This is a genomic window from Cupriavidus sp. IK-TO18 (assembly GCF_015549295.1).
Taxonomy (GTDB): domain Bacteria; phylum Pseudomonadota; class Gammaproteobacteria; order Burkholderiales; family Burkholderiaceae; genus Cupriavidus; species Cupriavidus oxalaticus_A.
Genome location: NZ_JADGMP010000035.1, coordinates 115207 through 132847 on the forward strand (window position 1 = coordinate 115207; position 17641 = coordinate 132847).

Genomic DNA, 17641 nt, shown 5'->3' on the forward strand with positions numbered 1-17641 from the left:
GGCATGTCTGCTATCTGCGGGTGGCATATCAGGGTTAACCCATGTGTTCGGCGTGGTGCATGCGGCAGGCCCGTGCGCAGGCGTTAGTATTCGGCGACACGCGGCTCGCCGCCGGCATCCTGAAGACCATGCACCGCATCGACCCCGTCAATATCCAGCTGTTCCTGGCCGCGGCACGCGAAGGCTCGATCAAGCGCGCGGCGGAGACCGAACACATTGCGCAGTCGGCGCTGAGCCGGCGCATCGCCGAACTGGAGCGCAGCCTTGGGGTGGTGCTGTTCGTGCGTTCGCCCGCCGGCGTGGTGCTGACCGATGCTGGCGCCCGCGCGCTCGAACTGGGCCGCAAGCTCAATGAGGACATCGCCAGCTTCGCGCGCGAAGTGCAGGATCTCGGCGACCAGGTGGCCGGCGTGGTGCGCGTGTCGGCCAGTCCGTCGGCCATCATCGGCTTCCTGCCGGAGCGGCTGCATGCGTTCAAGGCGGCGCATCCGCTGGTCGAGATCGCGCTGTACGAACGTTCCACTGCCGAATCGATCCGCGCCTGCCTCGATGACCGCGTCGACATCGGCATCGGCGTCGCGGCCAAGACGCCTGCTGGGCTGGAGTCGTGGCCGTTCGCCAGCGATCCGCTCAATGTTGTGCTGCCGTCGTCGCACCGGCTGGCGCGGCGCAAGCGCATCCGCTATGCCGAAGTGCTGGAGCATCCGCTGGTGGTGGTGCAGCCCGGCGGCGCGCTCGACCAGGAGCTGCGCGAACAGGCGGCGAACCTGCGCCTGCCGTTCAACCAGAGCGTGACGGTGTCAAGCTTCGAAGCCGCATGCCGCATGGTCGAGGCCGGCCTGGGCATCGCCGTGCTGCCGGCCAGTGCCGGCGCTGCCTATGCCGGCACGCGCGGCTTTGTGCGCGTGCCGCTGGACGAGCCATGGCGCGAGCGGCAGCTGCTGATCTACGCGCCCTACAAGCAGCCGCGGCTGCGCGCGATCGCGGCCATGATCCGCGCGCTCCAGCCAGGCACCACGGAGGCTATGCCGGGCTGAGATAGCCGGTCCAGCGGATTAGCACTCTGCCGCGCAGCGACGCAGCCCTACACTCCGACCCAAGGCCACCGCCCACGGTGCGATTTCAATAAACGGAGACAAGGAATGCGGACAACGCTGTTTCGGCGGGCGTGCCATGCGCTTGCGGGTATCACCACACTGGCCATGCTGGGCGGCCTGCCTGGCGCGGTCAACGCCCAGGAAACCAGGCTGGTCAGGCTGATCGTGCCAACCCAGCCGGGATCGCAGGCCGACGCCGTGGCGCGTGCGCTGAGCCAGCCGCTGGGCAAGCACCTGGGCCAGTCGGTGGTGATCGAGAATATTGCCGGTGCCGGCGGCGTGCCGGGTACGCAGCAGATCGTCAGGGCGCCGAAAGACGGCTCGACGCTGGGCCTGATCTCGTCGAACCACGTGATCAACCCGTTTATCTACAAGAACCTGCCCTATGACTCGCTCAAGGACATCACGCCGATCACGGTGATCGGCACGCTGCCGCTGGTGCTGGTCGTCAATCCTGCCGTCAACGCGCAAACCACCCGCGAACTGGTCGCGCTGCTCAAGTCGAAGCCGGGCGAGCTCAACTATGGCTCGTCGGGCAACGGCACGGTGCTGCATCTGGCCGGGCAACTGTTTGCCAGCGAAGCGAAGGTCGATATCCGGCATGTACCTTACAAGGGCGCGGGTAACTACACTACGGACCTTGTCGGCGGCCAGGTGCAGGTCGGCTTCCTGACGGTGCAGGCGGTGCTGCCGCTGCTGAAGGCCGGCAAGCTGAAGGCCATCGCCGTGTCGACCGCCCAGCGCGTGCCGGCTCTGCCGGACGTGCCGACGCTGGCGGAGTCGGGCCTGCCGCGCTACAGCTTCGATGCCTGGCTGGCGATCGTGGGCCCGGCGGGCCTGTCGAAGGCGAACGTGTCGGCGTTGCAGTCGAAGATCCAGGCCACGCTGCAGGAGCGCGACGTGCAGGAGCATTTGGCGGGGCAGGGCGTGGTCGTGGCGGCCACCGGTGCCGACGCGGCCGTGCCGTTCTTTCGCAGCGAGCTGGACAAGCATGCGAGGATCGTCAGGCAGGCGGGCGCGACGCTGAACTAAGGCAACGTGCCTGACACCGGGGGCCCGCCGCTTGCGGCGGGTCCTTTTCCTTTTGCACTCCCTACAGCGCGGCGCAGTCTTCCGGATCCGCGACAGCCGCACGCGGCACCGGCTTGGTTGTGCTTGCCACGGGCTTCGGTGCCGGTTGCCCAGGGCCGGGAGCCAGGGCCTGTCCCAGACGCGCACCGCGTTGCAGCGCCACATGGACGGCTTCGCCCTTGCTGCGGACGCCGAGCGCCTTGTAAAGGGCGTTGCAATGGCACTTGACCGTCGCCACTGAAACGTTCAGCTGCCGGCTGATGGTCTTGGCGGGATAGCCGCGTGCGAGCAGTACGAGGATTTCGTACTGGCGCGGCGTGAGGCCGAGCGCGTGGGCCTCGCCGGGCGAACGGACGTCGGCCACCGTGTCGTCGTTTGCAGTAAAGGCGCCTTTGGCGCGGCGCTCCGCGTTTCGTCCGGCGCTGCCTTGGCGCATGCCATCGTGCGATGCCGGCGCAGTATCCGGTGCCATATCCGGTTCCAGCGCCGCCCGCCGGCTGAACGGCCTCAGGCTGACCTGGTAGCCGCTGCCGACCAGCCGGATCGCTGCTTCCAGCACATCGGGCTGCACCGATTTCGGCAGGCAACCCACGACGCCCGCCGTGACCTTGTCATCGACCCAGTTCCGGGGCGCGATGTCGCAAAGTACCAGCAGCCGCGCCGCGGGCCACATCCTGCCGACCTGGCACAGCAGCTGCCATGCAGCCTCCGGATCGTCCGGCAGCCCCAGCACGACCAATGTGATGCCTTCGCCGGCAGCGCAGTGCCCCGCGAGTTCAGCCGGGTCGGCGGTAACGAGTTCGCCGACGGCGTCGACGTTTTCCAGTGTCCTGCGCAACGCCACCCGCAGCAAAGCGTGGGATTCAATCAACAGCACCTTCATTGCACATGTCTCTCTTGCGCGCGGACGCGGCGCCGCGGCCGCGGCAGGGAGCGGCATGCGGCATCGTACGTCCGGCGGCCGTGATTTATGCGGCGGCTCGCGTTGCGACTGGCGACATGGTGGCGTGGCTCAGCCTGGATTGCGCAAGCTCGACCGCTTGCTGGAAGCGGGCCTGCGCTAGCTGGGCAAGCCCGGCCTGCGTTTCGGACGCGATTTCATACAGCTGCCGCGTGTAGGCGCAGGCCTTGTCTGCGGCAACGGGCGTCAGGCCGTTCTGCATGTCGAGGACCTTGCGCAGGTCCCTGCTGGCCAGCAGCGCCTGCATCCGCTGCTGGCTTTCGTCGAAGGCTGCCTGCGCGGTCTGCAGGTTCAGCTCGGCGATCCGCTGGAAGCCGGCAAACAGGATGCTGGAGTAGGCGAAGCAGTCAGCGAAGCCGCTGCCGTGACTGGCAGGGAACTGATCGGGCGCGAAATCGGGCATGCAATGGTTTCCTTGGATCCGCCGGGGCATGGTGCCCGACGACAGGTTTGCGGGTGAACGCACGACCGGAGGAGTGCGTCGGAGGAGACGCCCGGCGTGCTGCGTTGCATCATTCGCGCCCAATTTTAGAGTAAGCACTCTAAACAATGTGATCCGCAGGCCTAGGGGGATTCCCCGATGGCTTCAGCGTTTCTGTACGATTTTGTTTTTTTCGTTTTCGTTTGGCATTTCGGCCGGCGCGTTCCGGAACACAGCCGCAATGCGCGACGAATGACGGAGGAGATCGGCATAGCGGCAAGTAGAATCGCTGCGACTCCATCCCCTCGACATGCCATGCGGATTCCCCCGGTAAAGGCCATCATCGCTTTCGAAAGCGTCGCCAGGACCAAGAGCGTCAGCCGCGCCGCTGATGAACTCGGCCTGACCGCTTCCGCCGTCAGCCACCAGCTCAGCAACCTGGAAGAGATCCTGGGCCAGCCGCTGTTCTTCCGGCAAGGGCGCGGGCTGGCGCTGACGTCGGTGGGCGAGCAGTACCTGCGCGATATCACCGGCGTGCTGGCCGATCTCAACCGCGCTACCGAACGCGCCTCGAGCCCGGCCAATATCGAGATCCTGCGCGTCCATTCGAGCCCGAGCTTCGGCCTGATGTGGCTGCTGCCACGGCTAGAATCGTTCCAGGCCGACAATGGCGATATCCAGCTCAACCTGTCGTGCTCGTATGAAGACGTATCGTTCACCAGCGGCTATTACGATGTCGATATCCGCCATGGCTACGCGCACTGGCGCGACCTGCAGGTGAAGACGCTGCGGCGCGAGACGATCGCGCCGCTGGCTTCTCCTGCCTATCTCGAAAAGCATCCGATCCGTACGCCCGAGGATCTGCTGGCGCAGCGGCTGATCTATTCCGAAACGCCGCTGGTGCAGTGGCAACAGTGGTTCGCGCGGTTCGGCGTGCGGGCTTCGCACAAGACCTTCGACTTCAGCTTCGACCGCTCCTACATGTCGCTGGAGACCGCCGCACTGGGCCTGGGCGTGGCGCTGGAAAGCACGCTGCTGGCATCGGTGCAGATCCGCAAGGGCGCACTGATGCCCGTGTTCGACGACAGCCACGCGCTGGAGGTGGGCAGCCACCACGTGGTCTGCCCGGCGCAGAACGCCGGCTTGCCGCGTGTGGCGCGCTTCCTGGCCTGGCTCGACCGCCAGTTGCCGGCGCCGCGCTGAACGCGCGATGCCACATGCGCGGCCGATGAAGTGAACGAGACGGCGCGCTTCGAGGCGACCGTCTGCCGATGTTTGAAAATTTCTCAGCAATAGCTGAGGCAGACCGCGTTGATCGTCAGGCCGCCAGCGACAAAACTCGACACATCCCAAGTCCAATTGCAAGGAGACAAAGATGCTGGTCGAGAACAACGTAGTCATCATCACCGGCGCCGCCTCGCCGCGCGGCATCGGCAGGGCCACCGCCAGGGCCTTCGCCGCGCAGGGTGCCACCGTGGTGATCCTGGACCTGCGCCTCGAAGACGCGCAGGCTGCCGCCGGTGAGCTGGGTGACCGCCACCTGGGCCTGGCCTGCGACGTGACCGACAAGGCCGCCTGCGAACGCGCGGCGCAGACCGTGCTGCAGCGCTACGGTCGCATCGACGCGCTCGTCAATAACGCCGGCATCACCCAGCCGGTGCGCACGCTCGATATCCAGGCGACCGACTACGACGCCGTGCTTGACGTGAACCTGCGCGGCACGCTGTACATGTCGCAGGCGGTGCTGCCGCAGATGCGCGAGCAGAAGCGCGGCAGCATCGTGTGCATGTCGTCAGTGTCGGCGCAGCGTGGCGGCGGCATCTTCGGCGGGCCGCACTACAGCGCCGCCAAGGCCGGCGTGCTGGGCCTGGCGCGCGCCATGGCGCGCGAGTTCGGGCCCGACAGCATCCGCGTCAATTCGATCACGCCGGGCCTGATCCAGACCGACATCACCGGCGACAAGCTCACTCCCGAGATGCGCGCCGACATCATCAAGGGCATCCCGCTGGGCCGGCTGGGCAACGCGGCCGACGTGGCCAACGCCTGCGTGTTCCTGGCGAGCGACATGTCCGCCTACCTGACCGGCATCACGCTGGACGTCAACGGCGGCATGCTGATCCACTAAATTCAAGTGAAGCCGCCCGACAGAGGCGCAGCCTTCAACAGCCGGGGCACCGCAGCGCGGCGCCACCAGGCAGGAGACAACCGATGAAGACCAAATACGCGGCTTCGCCCATCGGCGGCGAAGCGACGCTGCACGCCGATTCCGCCACCTTCGAGACCCGCACCTACGCCAAGGTGGTGAAGCGGCTGATCCCGTTCCTGATGCTCTGCTATCTGGGCGCCTACCTGGACCGGGTCAATGTCGGCTTTGCCAAGCTGCAGATGCTGAGCGACCTGCAGTTCAGCGAAACCATCTACGGCCTCGGCGCCGGCATCTTCTTCCTCGGCTACTTCCTCTTCGAAGTGCCGAGCAACGTGATCCTGCACCGGGTCGGCGCCAAGCGCTGGCTGGCGCGCATCATGCTGACCTGGGCGGTGATCTCGGCGTGCTTCGCCTTTGTCACCACGCCAACCCAGTTCTACGTGCTGCGCTTTCTGCTGGGCGTGGCGGAGGCCGGCTTCGCGCCGGGCGTGATCCTGTACATGACGTACTGGTTCCCCTCCGAGCGGCGTGCCAAGGCATTGTCGATGTTCTTCATGGCGATCCCGCTGGCCGGCATCGTGGGCGGGCCGCTGTCGGGCTGGATCATGCATGCCTTCCACGGCGTGGGCGACCTGGCCGGCTGGAAGTGGCTGTTCCTGATCGAAGCGCTGCCTTCGCTGTGCCTGGGCGTGGCCATCCTGTTCTACCTCGACAACGGCATCGACCACGCGCACTGGCTGACTGACGCCGAGAAGGCCCTGCTCAAGCGCAATATCGAGGGCGACAACGTGCACAAGATGGAACACATGTCGATCCGCTCGTTCATGGCGGACCGCCGCCTGTGGCTGATGGCAGCGATCTACTTCTGCGTGGTGCTGGGCCAGTACGGGCTGACCTTCTGGCTGCCGACCATCATCCGCAAGGCCGGCGTCGCCGATCCGCTGTGGGTGGGCATCTACACCGCGCTGCCGTATCTGTGCGCGATCGTGGCGCTGCCGCTGGTGGGCATGAGCGCCGACCGCCGCCGCGAGCGCCGCTTCCACCTGATCGTGCCGATGGTGGTCGCCGCCACCGGGTTTGCCACCTTGCCGCTGCTGGGCAGTGTCAGTGCATCGCTGGTATGCCTGTGCATCGCCGCCGCCGGCATCCTGGCCTCGTCGTCGCAGTTCTGGGCGTTGCCTACCGCGCTGCTGGGCGGCATGTCGGCCGCAGCGGGCATCGCCGCGGTCAACTGCGTGGCCAACCTGGCTGGCTTCTTCTCGCCCGCCATCGTGGGCTGGCTGAACGACCTGACCGGGAAGTCCACCGCCGGCCTGATGTTCATCTCGGGCACGGTTGTCTTCGGCGCGATGCTGGTGCTCCTGGTCCCCGCCAGGTCCGTGAACCGCTGACACCCCCTCTTTGCCGAATTTCTGAAACTCTGATCGAACCGATTGCTGGAGACACCATGCAACAAGCAACCACCGACAAGGCCGTGTCCTTGCGGGAACGCGCCTACCGCATCCGCCGCAACGCCTTGCTGATGGGCGAAGTCCAGGGCCAGGGCTATATCGGCCAGGCGCTCGATATCGCCGACGTGCTCGCCGTGGCCTACTTCGACGCCATGCGCTACCGCCCCGAAGATCCCGAATGGGAAGGGCGCGACCGCTTCCTGCTGTCCAACGGCCACTACGCCATCGCGCTGTACGCGGCGCTGCTGGAAGCCGGCATCCTGCCCGCCGAAGAGCTGGAGACCTATGGCAGCGACGACAGCCGCCTGCCGATGTCAGGCATGGCCAGCTACACGCCCGGCATGGAAATGTCCGGCGGCTCGCTGGGGCAGGGCCTGACCATCGCCGTGGGCCGCTGCCTCGGCCTCAGGCGCAAGGGCTCCGGCAACTTCATCTACACGCTGTTCTCCGACGGCGAGCTGGACGAGGGCGCGATCTGGGAGGGCATCCTGTCCGCCGCGCACTGGAAGCTGGATAACCTGATCGCGATCGTCGACGTCAACAACCAGCAGGCCGACGGCCCGTCCACGCAGGTCATGGCGTTCGAGCCGCTGGTGCCGAAGCTGGAAGCATTCGGCTGGTTCACGCAGCGCGTCGACGGCAACGACATCGACGCCGTGGCTGCCGCCTTCCGTGCGGCGCGCGAACATAGCGGCGCGCAGCCGCGCATGATCATCTGCGATACGCGCATGGGGTGCGGCGTGCCGTTCCTCGAGCAGCGCGAGAAGAACCACTTTATCCGCGTGGATGCCCACGAATGGCAACTCGCACTGCAGGCCCTGGAAGCCGGGAGACAAGCATGAGCAATACCATCGCCACCGCCAGCACCAACACCAACACCAAGCCTAAGCTGAAGACCTCGGCCATGATCGCCTCCATCGCCGGCGAAGGACAGGCCACCCGATCCGCGCCATTCGGCCACGCGCTGGTGGAACTGGGGCGCCAGAAGCAGGACGTGATCGGCATGACCGCCGACCTGGGCAAGTACACCGACCTGCATATCTTTGCGCAGGCGTTCCCCGAGCGCTACTACCAGATGGGCATGGCCGAACAGTTGCTGATGGGTGCCGCCGCCGGCTTCGCGCATGAAGGGGCACAGCCCTTCGTCACCACCTACGCGGTATTCGCCACGCGCCGCGCCTACGACTTCATGCACCAGACCATCGCCGAGGACAACCTCGACGTGAAGATCGTCTGTGCGCTGCCCGGGCTGACCACCGGCTACGGCCCCAGCCACCAGGCCGCCGAGGACCTGGCGCTGATGCGCGCCATGCCCAACATGACCGTGATCGACCCGTGCGACGCGATCGACATCGAGCAGATGGTGCCGGCCATTGCCGCGCACAACGGCCCGGTGTACGCGCGCCTGCTGCGCGGCAACGTGCCGGTGGTGCTGGACGAGTACGACTACAAGTTCGAGCTCGGCAAGGCAAAGCTGCTGCGCGATGGCGCCGAGGTGCTGGTGATCTCGTCGGGCATCATGACCATGCGAGCGCTGGAGGTGGCCAAGGCGCTGGAGAAGGACCGCATCGGCGTGGCGGTGCTGCACGTGCCGACCATCAAGCCGCTCGATACCGAAACCATCGTGCGCGAAGCGAAGCGGCAAGGGCGCCTGGTGGTGGTGGCCGAGAACCACACGGTGATCGGCGGCCTGGGCGAGGCGGTCGCGGCCACGCTGATGCAGGCGGGTACCATGGTGCCGTTCCGGCAGGTCGGGTTGCCCGACGCATTCCTCGATGCCGGCGCACTGCCCACGCTGCACGACCGCTATGGCATCTCGGCGGGCGTGATGGCGCAATCGATCCGCGACTGGATCGCCTGACGGCCGTCTTTCGCATCCCCCATGGTCATTTCCGCTGCCGCGGGAATGACCTTCAGACTCCAGCAACGGCGTGATGCAGCAACAGTGCCGACAGCACGAACATCGTCACGCCGATCAACCCGTCCAGCACGCGCCAGGCCAACGGCCGGGCGAACCACGGCGCCAGCCAGCGCGCCCCGAATCCCAGCAGCCCGAACCAGAACAGGCTGGCCGAACTCGCGCCCGCCACGAACCAGCCGCGCAGCGCCGCCGGCTGCTGCGCGCCGATGCTGCCGACCAGCAGCACCGTGTCGAGATAGACATGGGGATTGAGCAGCGTGAACGCAGCCGCCTGCGCCAGCGCGGCGCCGCGGCTGAGGCCCTCCTGTCCTGCCGCCGCCCGCAGCTGGTGCGACTGGCGCGCGCGCTGCAGGGCTCGCCATCCGTATAGCGCCAGGAACGCGGCGCCGGCCAGCGCCAGCGCGCGCGCCAGGCCGGGGTTCTCGCCCAGCGCCCGGGCCATGCCCATGACCCCCGCTGCGATCAGCAGGGCATCCGCGACGGCGCAGAACAGCACCACGCTGCCGACATGCTCGCGGCGCAGGCCCTGGCGCAGCACGAAGGCGTTCTGGGCGCCGATCGCGACGATCAGGCCCAGGCTGAGGGCCATACCCTGGAGCCAGACAGACAAGGAGAGGGAGGAAGTGGCGAGCGGCGTCATCATGGGGGCAGCTTGCCTGGCCGCGCAGATGAAGACAAACTATCTTTCCTTTATCTGGTTTAGGAAAATTTAAGGCGATGCTGGACTATTCGGCCCTCTCCGCACTGGCCGCCGTGATACGCGAAGGCAGCTTCGAGCGTGCCGCGCGCGCGCTTCATGTCACGCCGTCGGCCATTTCCCAGCGCGTCCGGCTGCTGGAGGAGCGGCTGGGTTGCGCGCTGGTGGTGCGCGACCAGCCTTGCCGCGCGACGGAGACGGGCCGCAGGCTGTGCCAGCACGTCGACCGCGTGCGGCTGCTCGAGCAGGATCTGCAGGGGGCGCTGCCGGCGCTGGCGCCGGAGGGCATCGCACGCGTCGCGCTGCCGATCGCGGTGAATGCCGACAGCCTTGCGACCTGGGCCGCGTCGGCCATTGCGGCCTTCGCCGCGGCCAGCCCCGTACTGATGGAAGTCGCCGTGGACGACCAGGATCACACCACCGAGTGGCTGCGCAGCGGCACCGTGCTGGCCGCCGTGACCGCGACGGCGCGCCCGGCGGCAGGCTGCAACAGCCAGCCGCTGGGGGCCATGCGCTACCTGGCGGCCGCCAGCCCGGCCTTCGTGCGGCAGCATTTTGCCGGCGGCGTGGGAGCCGGCACGCTGGCGAAGGCCCCCAGCCTGCTGTTCAACACCAAGGATGAACTGCAGGTGCGCTGGGCGCGGCGGCTGTGCCATCGGCATGTTGATGTGCCCAGGCACATGCTGCCTTCCTCGCAGGCCTTCGTGACTGCGGCGCTGGCCGGCATGGGCTGGGGGCTGCATCCGCAGTCGCTGATCGCGCAGCATCTCGGCGACGGCTCGCTGGTCGAGCTGGTGCCGGGCACGCCGCTGGACGTGCCGTTGCACTGGCAATACGCGCGCGCCGCGTCCGGCCTGCTCGACGGCCTGAGCCGCGAGGTGCTGGCGGCCGGCCGCGCCGCGTTGCTGGCGCCCTGACTTGGCAGCGGTAAGCCACCGGCGGCGTGCCGGGGTCAGTCGTGCAGGTGCTCGTCCACGAAACGCCGGAACAGCGCCATGCTCGGCGCCTCGGTCCGGCCCGCCAGCGTGAAGAAAGCGTAGCGGGGGCCGTCGTCGACCGCGGGCGTGGTCGCCAGTTCGCACAGCTTCCCCTCGGCGATTTCCGTCCGCACGGCCGCGACGATGCTGAACAGGATCGCGTCCGAGACCAGCACGGCCTCGACCAGGCTGCGCACGTTCTCGCAGCGCAGGCTCAGGCAATGCTCGGGATCGGCGCGCGGGCCGAAGCGCTTGACCAGCCCGCGCGCGACTTCCGGGCTCAGCGGTGCCGACGCCAGCGGATAGCGCATGACATCGTCGAAGGTCACGGCCTCGCCGGCGGCGGCCTGCAGCAGCAGCGGATGGCCCGCGCGGCAGATGAAGCGGCCCTGCAGCTGCGCCAGCAATTCGTGGCGCAGGTCGGTGGCCGGCGCCACGCTGGTGACCTCCACGATGACCGCGTCCAGCGTGCGCTGGCGCAGCTGGATCATCAGCGCGTCGGAAGTGCCGAGCGACACCGCCACCTGTATGCCGGGGTGGTGCATGGCCATGTGGCGCAGGAACGGCGTCATCAGCACCGCGCCGGGGCCAGCGCCCAGCCCGACGCGGATGGCGCCGAGGTGATGGCGGTGGAACAGTTCGACGCTGCGATGCAGCTCGGCTTCCTCGAACAGCATGCGCCGGGCCCGCTCGGCGATCAGTTCGCCCAGCGGGGTCAGCACATTGCGCCGGCCATGGCGGTCGATGAGCTTGCCGCCAAGCTCGTCCTCCAGCGCCTGGATGCTGCGGCTCAGCGCCGACTGGGTCAGGTGCAGCCGTTGCGCGGCGCGGCTGAACGATTCCACGTCCGCGACCATGAGCAGGTGCCGCAGGTGTTTGAGGTGCATCGATGCCTTGTGGATGAGTTTTATGAATAAATTTTAGACGAGTAATGCATTGGACACATAGCGGGCTGGCCGATACGATCCGTCGCACAACACCCACACGAAGCGACGCAAGGCGCCGAGGAGACTGCCATGACCCGAATCCGATTCCAGAACATTGCCCGCCGGCTGCTGCGCGGCGCGGTGGCCGGCCTGCTGTGCGTGGGCCTGGCGCCGGCCCACGCCTACCCCGACCGGCCCGTCACGCTGCTGGTGCCGTTCCCGGCGGGAGGGCTGTCGGACGTGGTCGCCCGCAACCTCAATGCGCCGCTGGGGCGGCAGTTCGGCCAGCCGGTCATCGTCGAGAACCTGGGCGGCGCCGGCGGCGCGATCGCCGCGCAGAAGGTCCTGCATGCGCCGGCCGACGGGCACCTGTTGCTGCAGGCCGGCCCCGGCGAACTGATCACGACGCCGCTGGCGAACGCGGCCATCAAGTACAAGAGCGAGGACTTCCGGCTGGTCCACATGGTCGGCGCGGTCGACCTGGCCATCCTGGCGCGCAAGGACCTGCCGGTGAAGGATGTCGATGAGCTCGCGGCCCATGCCGCGCAGGCAGCACGGGCGGGCAAGCCGCTGACGTATGCCAGCGTCGGCATCGGGTCGCTCTACCACCTGCTCGGGGCGCACCTGTCGCAGACCATCGGCGCGCCGATGACGCACGTGCCTTACAAGGGTGGCGCGCCCGTGATCCAGGACCTGGTGGGCGGCATCGTCGATATCTTTATCTCGCCGTTCGGCAAGCCCGACATCGAGCGCATGCGCACCGGCCAGGTCAGGATGCTGGCGGTGCTGTCGCCGACGCGGCTCGACGCGGTCAGGTCCGTGCCGAGCGTCAATGAAAGCAAGGCGCTGCGCGGCTTCAACTACTCGACCTGGGCCGGTGTCTTCGTGAAGAAGGACACCGCCGAGCCGGTCGTGCAGGCGCTGCACAAGGCGCTGGCGCAGACGCTGGCCGACCCGGCGGTGCGTGCCAGCCTGGATGCCGCGAACCTGCCCGCATCCCGTCCGGCATCGCTGGCGGAAAGCCAGAAGGCGTACCAGCAGAGCATCGACCAGTACCGCGGCATCGCGCGTGCCATCGGCCTGCAGCCGCAATGAAGGACGCCATGCATCCCCTCCTGGAAACGCTGCAAGACAGTGCGGAAGCCTTCGTCGCCATCCGCCGCGATATCCATCGCCATCCGGAACTCGGCTTCGAGGAACACCGCACCAGCGACATCGTGGCCAGCCTGCTCGCCGAATGGGGCTACGAGGTGGAACGCGGGCTCGGCACTACCGGCGTCGTTGGCCGGCTGCGGCGGGGCAGCGGCAGGCGCAGTCTCGGCATCCGCGCCGACATGGACGCGCTGCCGCTGGCCGAAGCCACCGGGCTGCCCTATGCCAGCTGCCATCCCGGCGTGATGCACGCCTGCGGACACGACGGGCATACCGCCATGCTGCTCTGCGCCGCCAGACATCTGGCGCGGCACGGCAGTTTCAGCGGCACGCTGAACCTGATCTTCCAGCCGGCGGAGGAAGGGCTGGGCGGGGCAAAGCGGATGATGGAAGCGGGGTTGTTCGACAAGTACCCGTGCGATGCCGTCTTCGCCATGCACAATGTCCCCGGCACGGCGCCGGGCCGGTTGCTGCTGCGCCAGGGCGCCGCGCAGGCCTCGGCCGACAGCGTGACCATCACGCTCGCCGGCATCGGCGGCCATGCGGCGTTCCCGCACAACGCGGCCGATCCGGTCGTGGCCGGCGCTTCGATCGTGATGGCGTTGCAGACCATCGTGGCGCGCAATGTCGACCCGCTGCAAACGGCGGTGGTCACGGTGGGCGCGTTCCAGGCCGGCACCGTCTCCAACATCATTCCCGCGCAGGCCGTGCTCCGCCTGAGCGTGCGCGCGCTGGACCGCCGCGTGCGCGACCAGCTCGAGCAGCGCATCCGCGCACTGGTCTCCGCGCAGGCGCAAAGCTATGGCGTGACGGCGCGGATCGACTACGCGCGCGGCTACCCGGTGCTGGTCAACACGCCGGCGGAAACGGCGCTTGCCGGCCAGGTTGCGCTGGAGCTGCTGGGGCCCGGCCACGTCGACTGCCAGGCGCCGCCGATCGCGGCGAGCGAGGACTTCGCCTTCATGCTGGATGAGGTGCCCGGCTGCTACCTGTGGATCGGCAACGGCGAGTGCATGGTGCACAACCCCGGCTACGACTTCAACGACGGCAATATACCGGTTGGCGCGGCGTATTGGGCGCTGCTATGCGAGCGCTTCCTGGTGGACCAGCCGTGGCCGGAGCACGTGGAGCACATGGAGAACGCGGCGAACGCGGCGAACGCCTAGGCCGGCCTGCCGCTCTGCTGCACCAGCCATTGCCGGAAGGTGCGCGCGACCGAGGTCTCCACCCGGTCGCGGTGCCATAGCGCGTAGTAGCCGCCGCCGAGCGTGGCGGTGGCCTCGCACGCGCGTACCAGCCGGCCGTCCTTCAGGCAGCCGTCGATCATGTGGCGCCAGCCCAGCACGATGCCGTGGCCTTCGATCGCCAGCTGCACCAGGATCGGGTAGGCGTTCGACACCACCGTATTCTGCACGCGCGCCTTGCCCAGCCCGTTCTGCGCCAGCCACGCCGGCCACGACATCCACTGGCGCTGCGCGTCTTCCAGCACCAGCAGCGTCTCGGCCGGCAGGTCGGCCACGGCCAGCCGCCGGCCGCGCAGGTAGCCGGGCGCGCATACCGGTATCACTTCCTCGTCGTAGAGCCGCTGCGCGGCCAGCCCTTGCGGCGGGCCTTCGCGCAGGTAGTACAGCGCCACGTCGAAACTGGTGTCGACCAGCGACGCCAGCCCGTCGCTGACGAACAACCGCACCTGCACGTCCGGATGCTCGGCGCGGAACTGCGCCAGCCGCGGCGCAACCCACAGCGTGGACACGCCCGACGACGCCGCCACCGTCAGCTCGGTGCTGCCCTTGCGCCGCATCACGCTTTCGGTGGCTTCGGCGCAGTCGACCAGCAGGCGCTGGATCTGCTCGGCGTATTGCTGGCCGCTGACGGTCAGGCTCAGCGCGCGCGGCCCGCGCTCGAACAGTTTCTTGCCGAGGAAGCGTTCCAGCTGCGCCACCTGCCGGCTGATCGCGCTCTGGGTCAGGTGCAGTTCCGCGGCCGCGCGGGTGAAGTTGCCGTGCCGCATGGCCGCCTCGAAGGCGACCAGGCAGGGAAGGGGAGGAAGCGGGGAGATGCGCATGGGGGCGGCCGGAGGTCGGGGAACCAGCCGCCCATCTTAAGGGAAAGCCGGAAGGCTCACCCCTGCCGCGCGTGGATGCGCCCGGCCTGCATGACCAGCGAGATATGCTCGCCCTGGCCGCACAGCAGGCCGATGTCCTGCAGCGGGTCGCCGTCGACCACCAGCAGGTCGGCCAGCGCGCCGGCCCTGACCGTGCCCAGCTCGTCCTCGCGCTGCAGCACCGCGGCGGCGATCGAGGTGGCCGAGCGGATGGTCTCGAGCGCGCCGAGCAGCTCGGCGCGGATGCGGAACTCGTCGGACTGGTAGTGGTGCATCTCGCCCAGCAGGTCGGAGCCGAAGGCCATCGGCACGCCAGCCTCGGCGTAGATCGCCAGCGAGTTGCGGCCGGCCTCGCGCACGGTCTCGATCTTGGCGACCGACTCCGGCGGCAGGCCCAGGCGCGCGCCGTCGCGGGCCAGCGCGTCGTAGGTGACCAGCGTCGGCACCACGAAGGCGCCGTGCTCGCGCATCACGCGCGCCGCCGCGGCATCGACCAGGTTGCCATGCTCGATGGTGCGCACGCCGCAGCGGATCGCCCGCGTGACGGCGCGGCCGGTGTAGGCGTGCGCCATCACGTAGGTCTGCGCGGCTTCGGCCTCGGCCACGATCGCGCGGATCTCGTCCTCGCTGTACTGGGTGTTGCCGATCGGGTCGGTCGGCGAAGCCACGCCGCCCGACGCCATGATCTTGATCTGCGTGGCGCCCTTCTGGATCTCTTCGCGTACGGCCAGGCGCACCGCGTCGACACCGTCGGCGACGCGCGCGATGGCGCCGGCACGGAAGGCGCACGAGCAGGGCTCGAGCACGTCGGCGCGCGGGCGGAAATCGCCATGCCCGCCGGTCTGCGACAGCGCCTTGCCGGACGGGAAGATACGCGGCCCGGGGATCAGCCCGGTGGCGACCGCCTGCGACAGGCCCCAGTCGGCGCCGCCGGCGTCGCGCACGGTGGTGAAGCCACGCTCCAGCATCGCCTTCATGACCGGCATGGCGCGGAAGGCCACCAGCACGTTGGGCTGCACCGCGTTCAGGCCCAGGTTGGCCAGCGACGCCAGCACGTGCACGTGGCAGTCGATCAGGCCGGGCATCACGGTCTTGCCGGCGACATCGATCTGCCGCGCATGCGGCGCCACGATGCCTTGCGCGGAGACTTCGACGATGCGCTCGCCTTCGATCAGCACATCGGCGCGCGGCAGCGCGGTGCCGCGGGCGGGATCCAGGACGTTGCCGCCCTTCAGCAGGATCTGGTTCATGGTCATTGCTTGCGGAGATAGGCCGGTTCGCGCACCAGCAGCGTGCCGGCGAAGCTGATGGCGGCGGCGATCATCACGTAGAACGCGGGCGCCATGGTGCTGCCCGTGGTGGCGATCAGCCAGGTGATGATGAAGGAGGCAAAGCCGCCGAAGATGGTGACCGCCAGGTTATAGGCGACCGACAGGCCGGTCGACAGCACCTTGGCCGGGAACAGTTCGGAGAAGGCCGCCAGGATCGGGCCGGTGTAGCCGGCGATCAGCACGCCAAAGACTAGCTGGAACACCAGCAGCGAGAACAGGCCCGGGACCTGGTTGATGTACACGTACATCGGCCAGGCCAGCACGAAGATCAGCGCGGCCGAGCCCGACAGCAGGATGCGGCGGCCGAAGCGGTCGGCCAGGCGGCCCACCAGCGGCGCGAACACCAGGATCGCCATGCCGCCGACCATGCCGGCCACGAAGCCGGACGACTGCGGCACCTTCAGCACCTTGACGGCGTAGGTCGGCATGTAGAACAGCAGCACGTAGGTGCACACCGTCCACAGGATCACCATCGAGAAGCTGGCGGCGGTCTGGCGCGGGTAGTCGCGCAGCACTTCCTTCAGCGGCGAATCGGTCTTGTCCTTGGTCTGCTGGAACGTGGGCGTCTCATCGAGGTGATGGCGGATGTAGTAGCCCACCGGGCCGATCAGCATGCCGATCAGGAAGGGCAGGCGCCAGCCCCAGCTGTTCAGCGCCTCGGGCGGCAGCGACGAGGTGACGAAGGTGCCGACCGCCGCGCCCAGCAGCACGGCCACGCCGATGCTGGCCTGGATCCAGCTGGAATAGTAGGCACGCTCGCGCTCGGGTGCGTACTCGGTCAGGAAGGCGGTGGCGCCGCCCATCTCGCCGCCGGCGGAGAAGCCCTGCAGCAGGCGCGCGAGCACGATCAGCATCGGCGCGAATGGGCCCACCTGATCGTAGGTCGGCGCGATGCCGATCAGTGTGGTGCCCACGGCCATCAGCAGGATGGTCAGCGACAGCGCCGCCTTGCGGCCGACGCGGTCGGCATAGATGCCGATGATGATGCCGCCCACCGGCCGCATGAAGAAGCCGACGCCGAAGGTGGCGACGGCCAGCAGCAGCGACGACAGTTCGTCGCCGGTGGGGAAGAACAGCCGGGCGATGATGACCGCGAAGAAGCTGTAGACGGTGAAATCGAACCATTCGAGACCGTTGCCGATCACGGTGGCAACGATGGCGCGGCGCCGCTGGCTGGCGCCGATCGGCGCGCTCACGCGGTCAAGGGTTGGGTTGGCTTGCATGTCACTCCACTCCAGGCGACAGATCGGGGGCTAGGGGCTACGGGGATGCCGGGGCGCATCGGTAGGCAAGCCGATGATAGGTGTCGGCCCGATGATAAAAAAAACGATATCTGCGCATGGAGGCATGCGCGCAGCGCATGGCGGGGCGGGCGAAGCGGGCGGG

At 68.2% G+C, this 17641-nt stretch carries 17 protein-coding genes; 10 read left to right on the forward strand and 7 right to left on the reverse strand.

The genetic code is table 11. The annotated features are described in order from the left end of the window. The first annotated feature begins 128 nt into the window (after positions 1-128). Positions 129-1037 carry a LysR family transcriptional regulator gene (locus IPF36_RS27540; RefSeq protein ID WP_195431643.1) on the forward strand — a complete coding sequence of 303 codons (909 nt, stop codon included), beginning with the start codon at positions 129-131 and terminating at the stop codon, positions 1035-1037. Positions 1038-1142: 105 nt separating this feature from the next. Then, complete coding sequence (locus IPF36_RS27545; RefSeq protein WP_195431492.1) at positions 1143-2129, forward strand: tripartite tricarboxylate transporter substrate binding protein; 987 nt, start codon at positions 1143-1145, stop codon at positions 2127-2129. A 61-nt stretch (positions 2130-2190) separates the two neighbouring features. On the opposite strand, the gene IPF36_RS27550 is transcribed toward IPF36_RS27545, so the two are convergent. Both IPF36_RS27550 and phaP read right to left on the reverse strand, forming a co-directional pair. After that, complete coding sequence (locus IPF36_RS27550) at positions 2191-3051, reverse strand: response regulator transcription factor (RefSeq protein WP_255519918.1); 861 nt, start codon at positions 3049-3051, stop codon at positions 2191-2193. 85 nt (positions 3052-3136) lie between these two features. Next, positions 3137-3532, reverse strand: coding sequence for a TIGR01841 family phasin (gene phaP, locus IPF36_RS27555; RefSeq protein ID WP_167884564.1), 396 nt, complete (start codon positions 3530-3532; stop codon positions 3137-3139). 333 nt (positions 3533-3865) lie between these two features. On the opposite strand from phaP, the gene IPF36_RS27560 reads away from it, so the two are divergent. The 5 genes from IPF36_RS27560 to IPF36_RS27580 all read left to right on the forward strand — a co-directional run bounded on the left by IPF36_RS27560 (position 3866) and on the right by IPF36_RS27580 (position 9008). Continuing rightward, the gene (locus tag IPF36_RS27560; RefSeq protein WP_195431496.1) at positions 3866-4753 is read left to right on the forward strand and encodes a LysR substrate-binding domain-containing protein; all 888 of its coding nucleotides are present in this window, start codon (positions 3866-3868) and stop codon (positions 4751-4753) included. 172 nt (positions 4754-4925) lie between these two features. Further along, a complete protein-coding gene (locus IPF36_RS27565) occupies positions 4926-5675 on the forward strand; it encodes an SDR family NAD(P)-dependent oxidoreductase (protein ID WP_133095290.1) in 750 nt (249 codons plus the stop codon). An 83-nt stretch (positions 5676-5758) separates the two neighbouring features. After that, positions 5759-7087 carry an MFS transporter gene (locus IPF36_RS27570; RefSeq protein WP_135703743.1) on the forward strand — a complete coding sequence of 443 codons (1329 nt, stop codon included), beginning with the start codon at positions 5759-5761 and terminating at the stop codon, positions 7085-7087. A 56-nt stretch (positions 7088-7143) separates the two neighbouring features. After that, positions 7144-7989: a transketolase gene (locus tag IPF36_RS27575; RefSeq protein WP_135703744.1), complete on the forward strand. Its 846-nt coding sequence runs from the start codon at positions 7144-7146 to the stop codon at positions 7987-7989. Next, the gene (locus IPF36_RS27580) at positions 7986-9008 is read left to right on the forward strand and encodes a transketolase family protein (protein ID WP_135703745.1); all 1023 of its coding nucleotides are present in this window, start codon (positions 7986-7988) and stop codon (positions 9006-9008) included. Before IPF36_RS27575 ends, IPF36_RS27580 begins: the two co-directional genes overlap by 4 nt. Positions 9009-9060: 52 nt before the next feature. On the opposite strand, the gene IPF36_RS27585 is transcribed toward IPF36_RS27580, so the two are convergent. Continuing rightward, positions 9061-9711, reverse strand: coding sequence for a LysE/ArgO family amino acid transporter (locus tag IPF36_RS27585; protein ID WP_195431498.1), 651 nt, complete (start codon positions 9709-9711; stop codon positions 9061-9063). Between the two features lie 74 nt (positions 9712-9785). On the opposite strand from IPF36_RS27585, the gene IPF36_RS27590 reads away from it, so the two are divergent. After that, entirely contained in the window at positions 9786-10682 is an 897-nt protein-coding gene (locus IPF36_RS27590) for a LysR family transcriptional regulator ArgP (RefSeq protein WP_195431500.1), read from the forward strand. A gap of 35 nt (positions 10683-10717) precedes the next feature. Here the strand turns inward: IPF36_RS27590 and IPF36_RS27595 are convergent, their stop codons facing one another. Beyond that, positions 10718-11629: a LysR family transcriptional regulator gene (locus tag IPF36_RS27595; RefSeq protein ID WP_133095284.1), complete on the reverse strand. Its 912-nt coding sequence runs from the start codon at positions 11627-11629 to the stop codon at positions 10718-10720. Positions 11630-11758: 129 nt separating this feature from the next. Between IPF36_RS27595 and IPF36_RS27600 the strand changes: the two genes are divergently transcribed. Further along, the gene (locus tag IPF36_RS27600; protein WP_135703748.1) at positions 11759-12763 is read left to right on the forward strand and encodes a tripartite tricarboxylate transporter substrate binding protein; all 1005 of its coding nucleotides are present in this window, start codon (positions 11759-11761) and stop codon (positions 12761-12763) included. 8 nt (positions 12764-12771) lie between these two features. Beyond that, on the forward strand, positions 12772-13986 hold the full coding sequence (locus tag IPF36_RS27605; RefSeq protein WP_195431502.1) for a M20 aminoacylase family protein: 1215 nt from the start codon (positions 12772-12774) through the stop codon (positions 13984-13986). Here the strand turns inward: IPF36_RS27605 and IPF36_RS27610 are convergent. Genes IPF36_RS27610 through IPF36_RS27620 form a run of 3 tightly spaced genes read right to left on the reverse strand, consistent with a single transcriptional unit; the run spans position 13983 to position 17478 of the window. Further along, positions 13983-14885 carry a LysR substrate-binding domain-containing protein gene (locus tag IPF36_RS27610; protein WP_133095281.1) on the reverse strand — a complete coding sequence of 301 codons (903 nt, stop codon included), beginning with the start codon at positions 14883-14885 and terminating at the stop codon, positions 13983-13985. The two genes, IPF36_RS27605 and IPF36_RS27610, sit on opposite strands and share 4 nt — an antisense overlap. A gap of 56 nt (positions 14886-14941) precedes the next feature. Continuing rightward, the gene (locus IPF36_RS27615; RefSeq protein WP_135703750.1) at positions 14942-16174 is read right to left on the reverse strand and encodes an amidohydrolase family protein; all 1233 of its coding nucleotides are present in this window, start codon (positions 16172-16174) and stop codon (positions 14942-14944) included. 2 nt (positions 16175-16176) lie between these two features. Further along, positions 16177-17478, reverse strand: a complete 1302-nt coding sequence (locus IPF36_RS27620) for an MFS transporter (RefSeq protein WP_195431504.1) — start codon at positions 17476-17478, stop codon at positions 16177-16179. Positions 17479-17641: the final 163 nt, after the last annotated feature.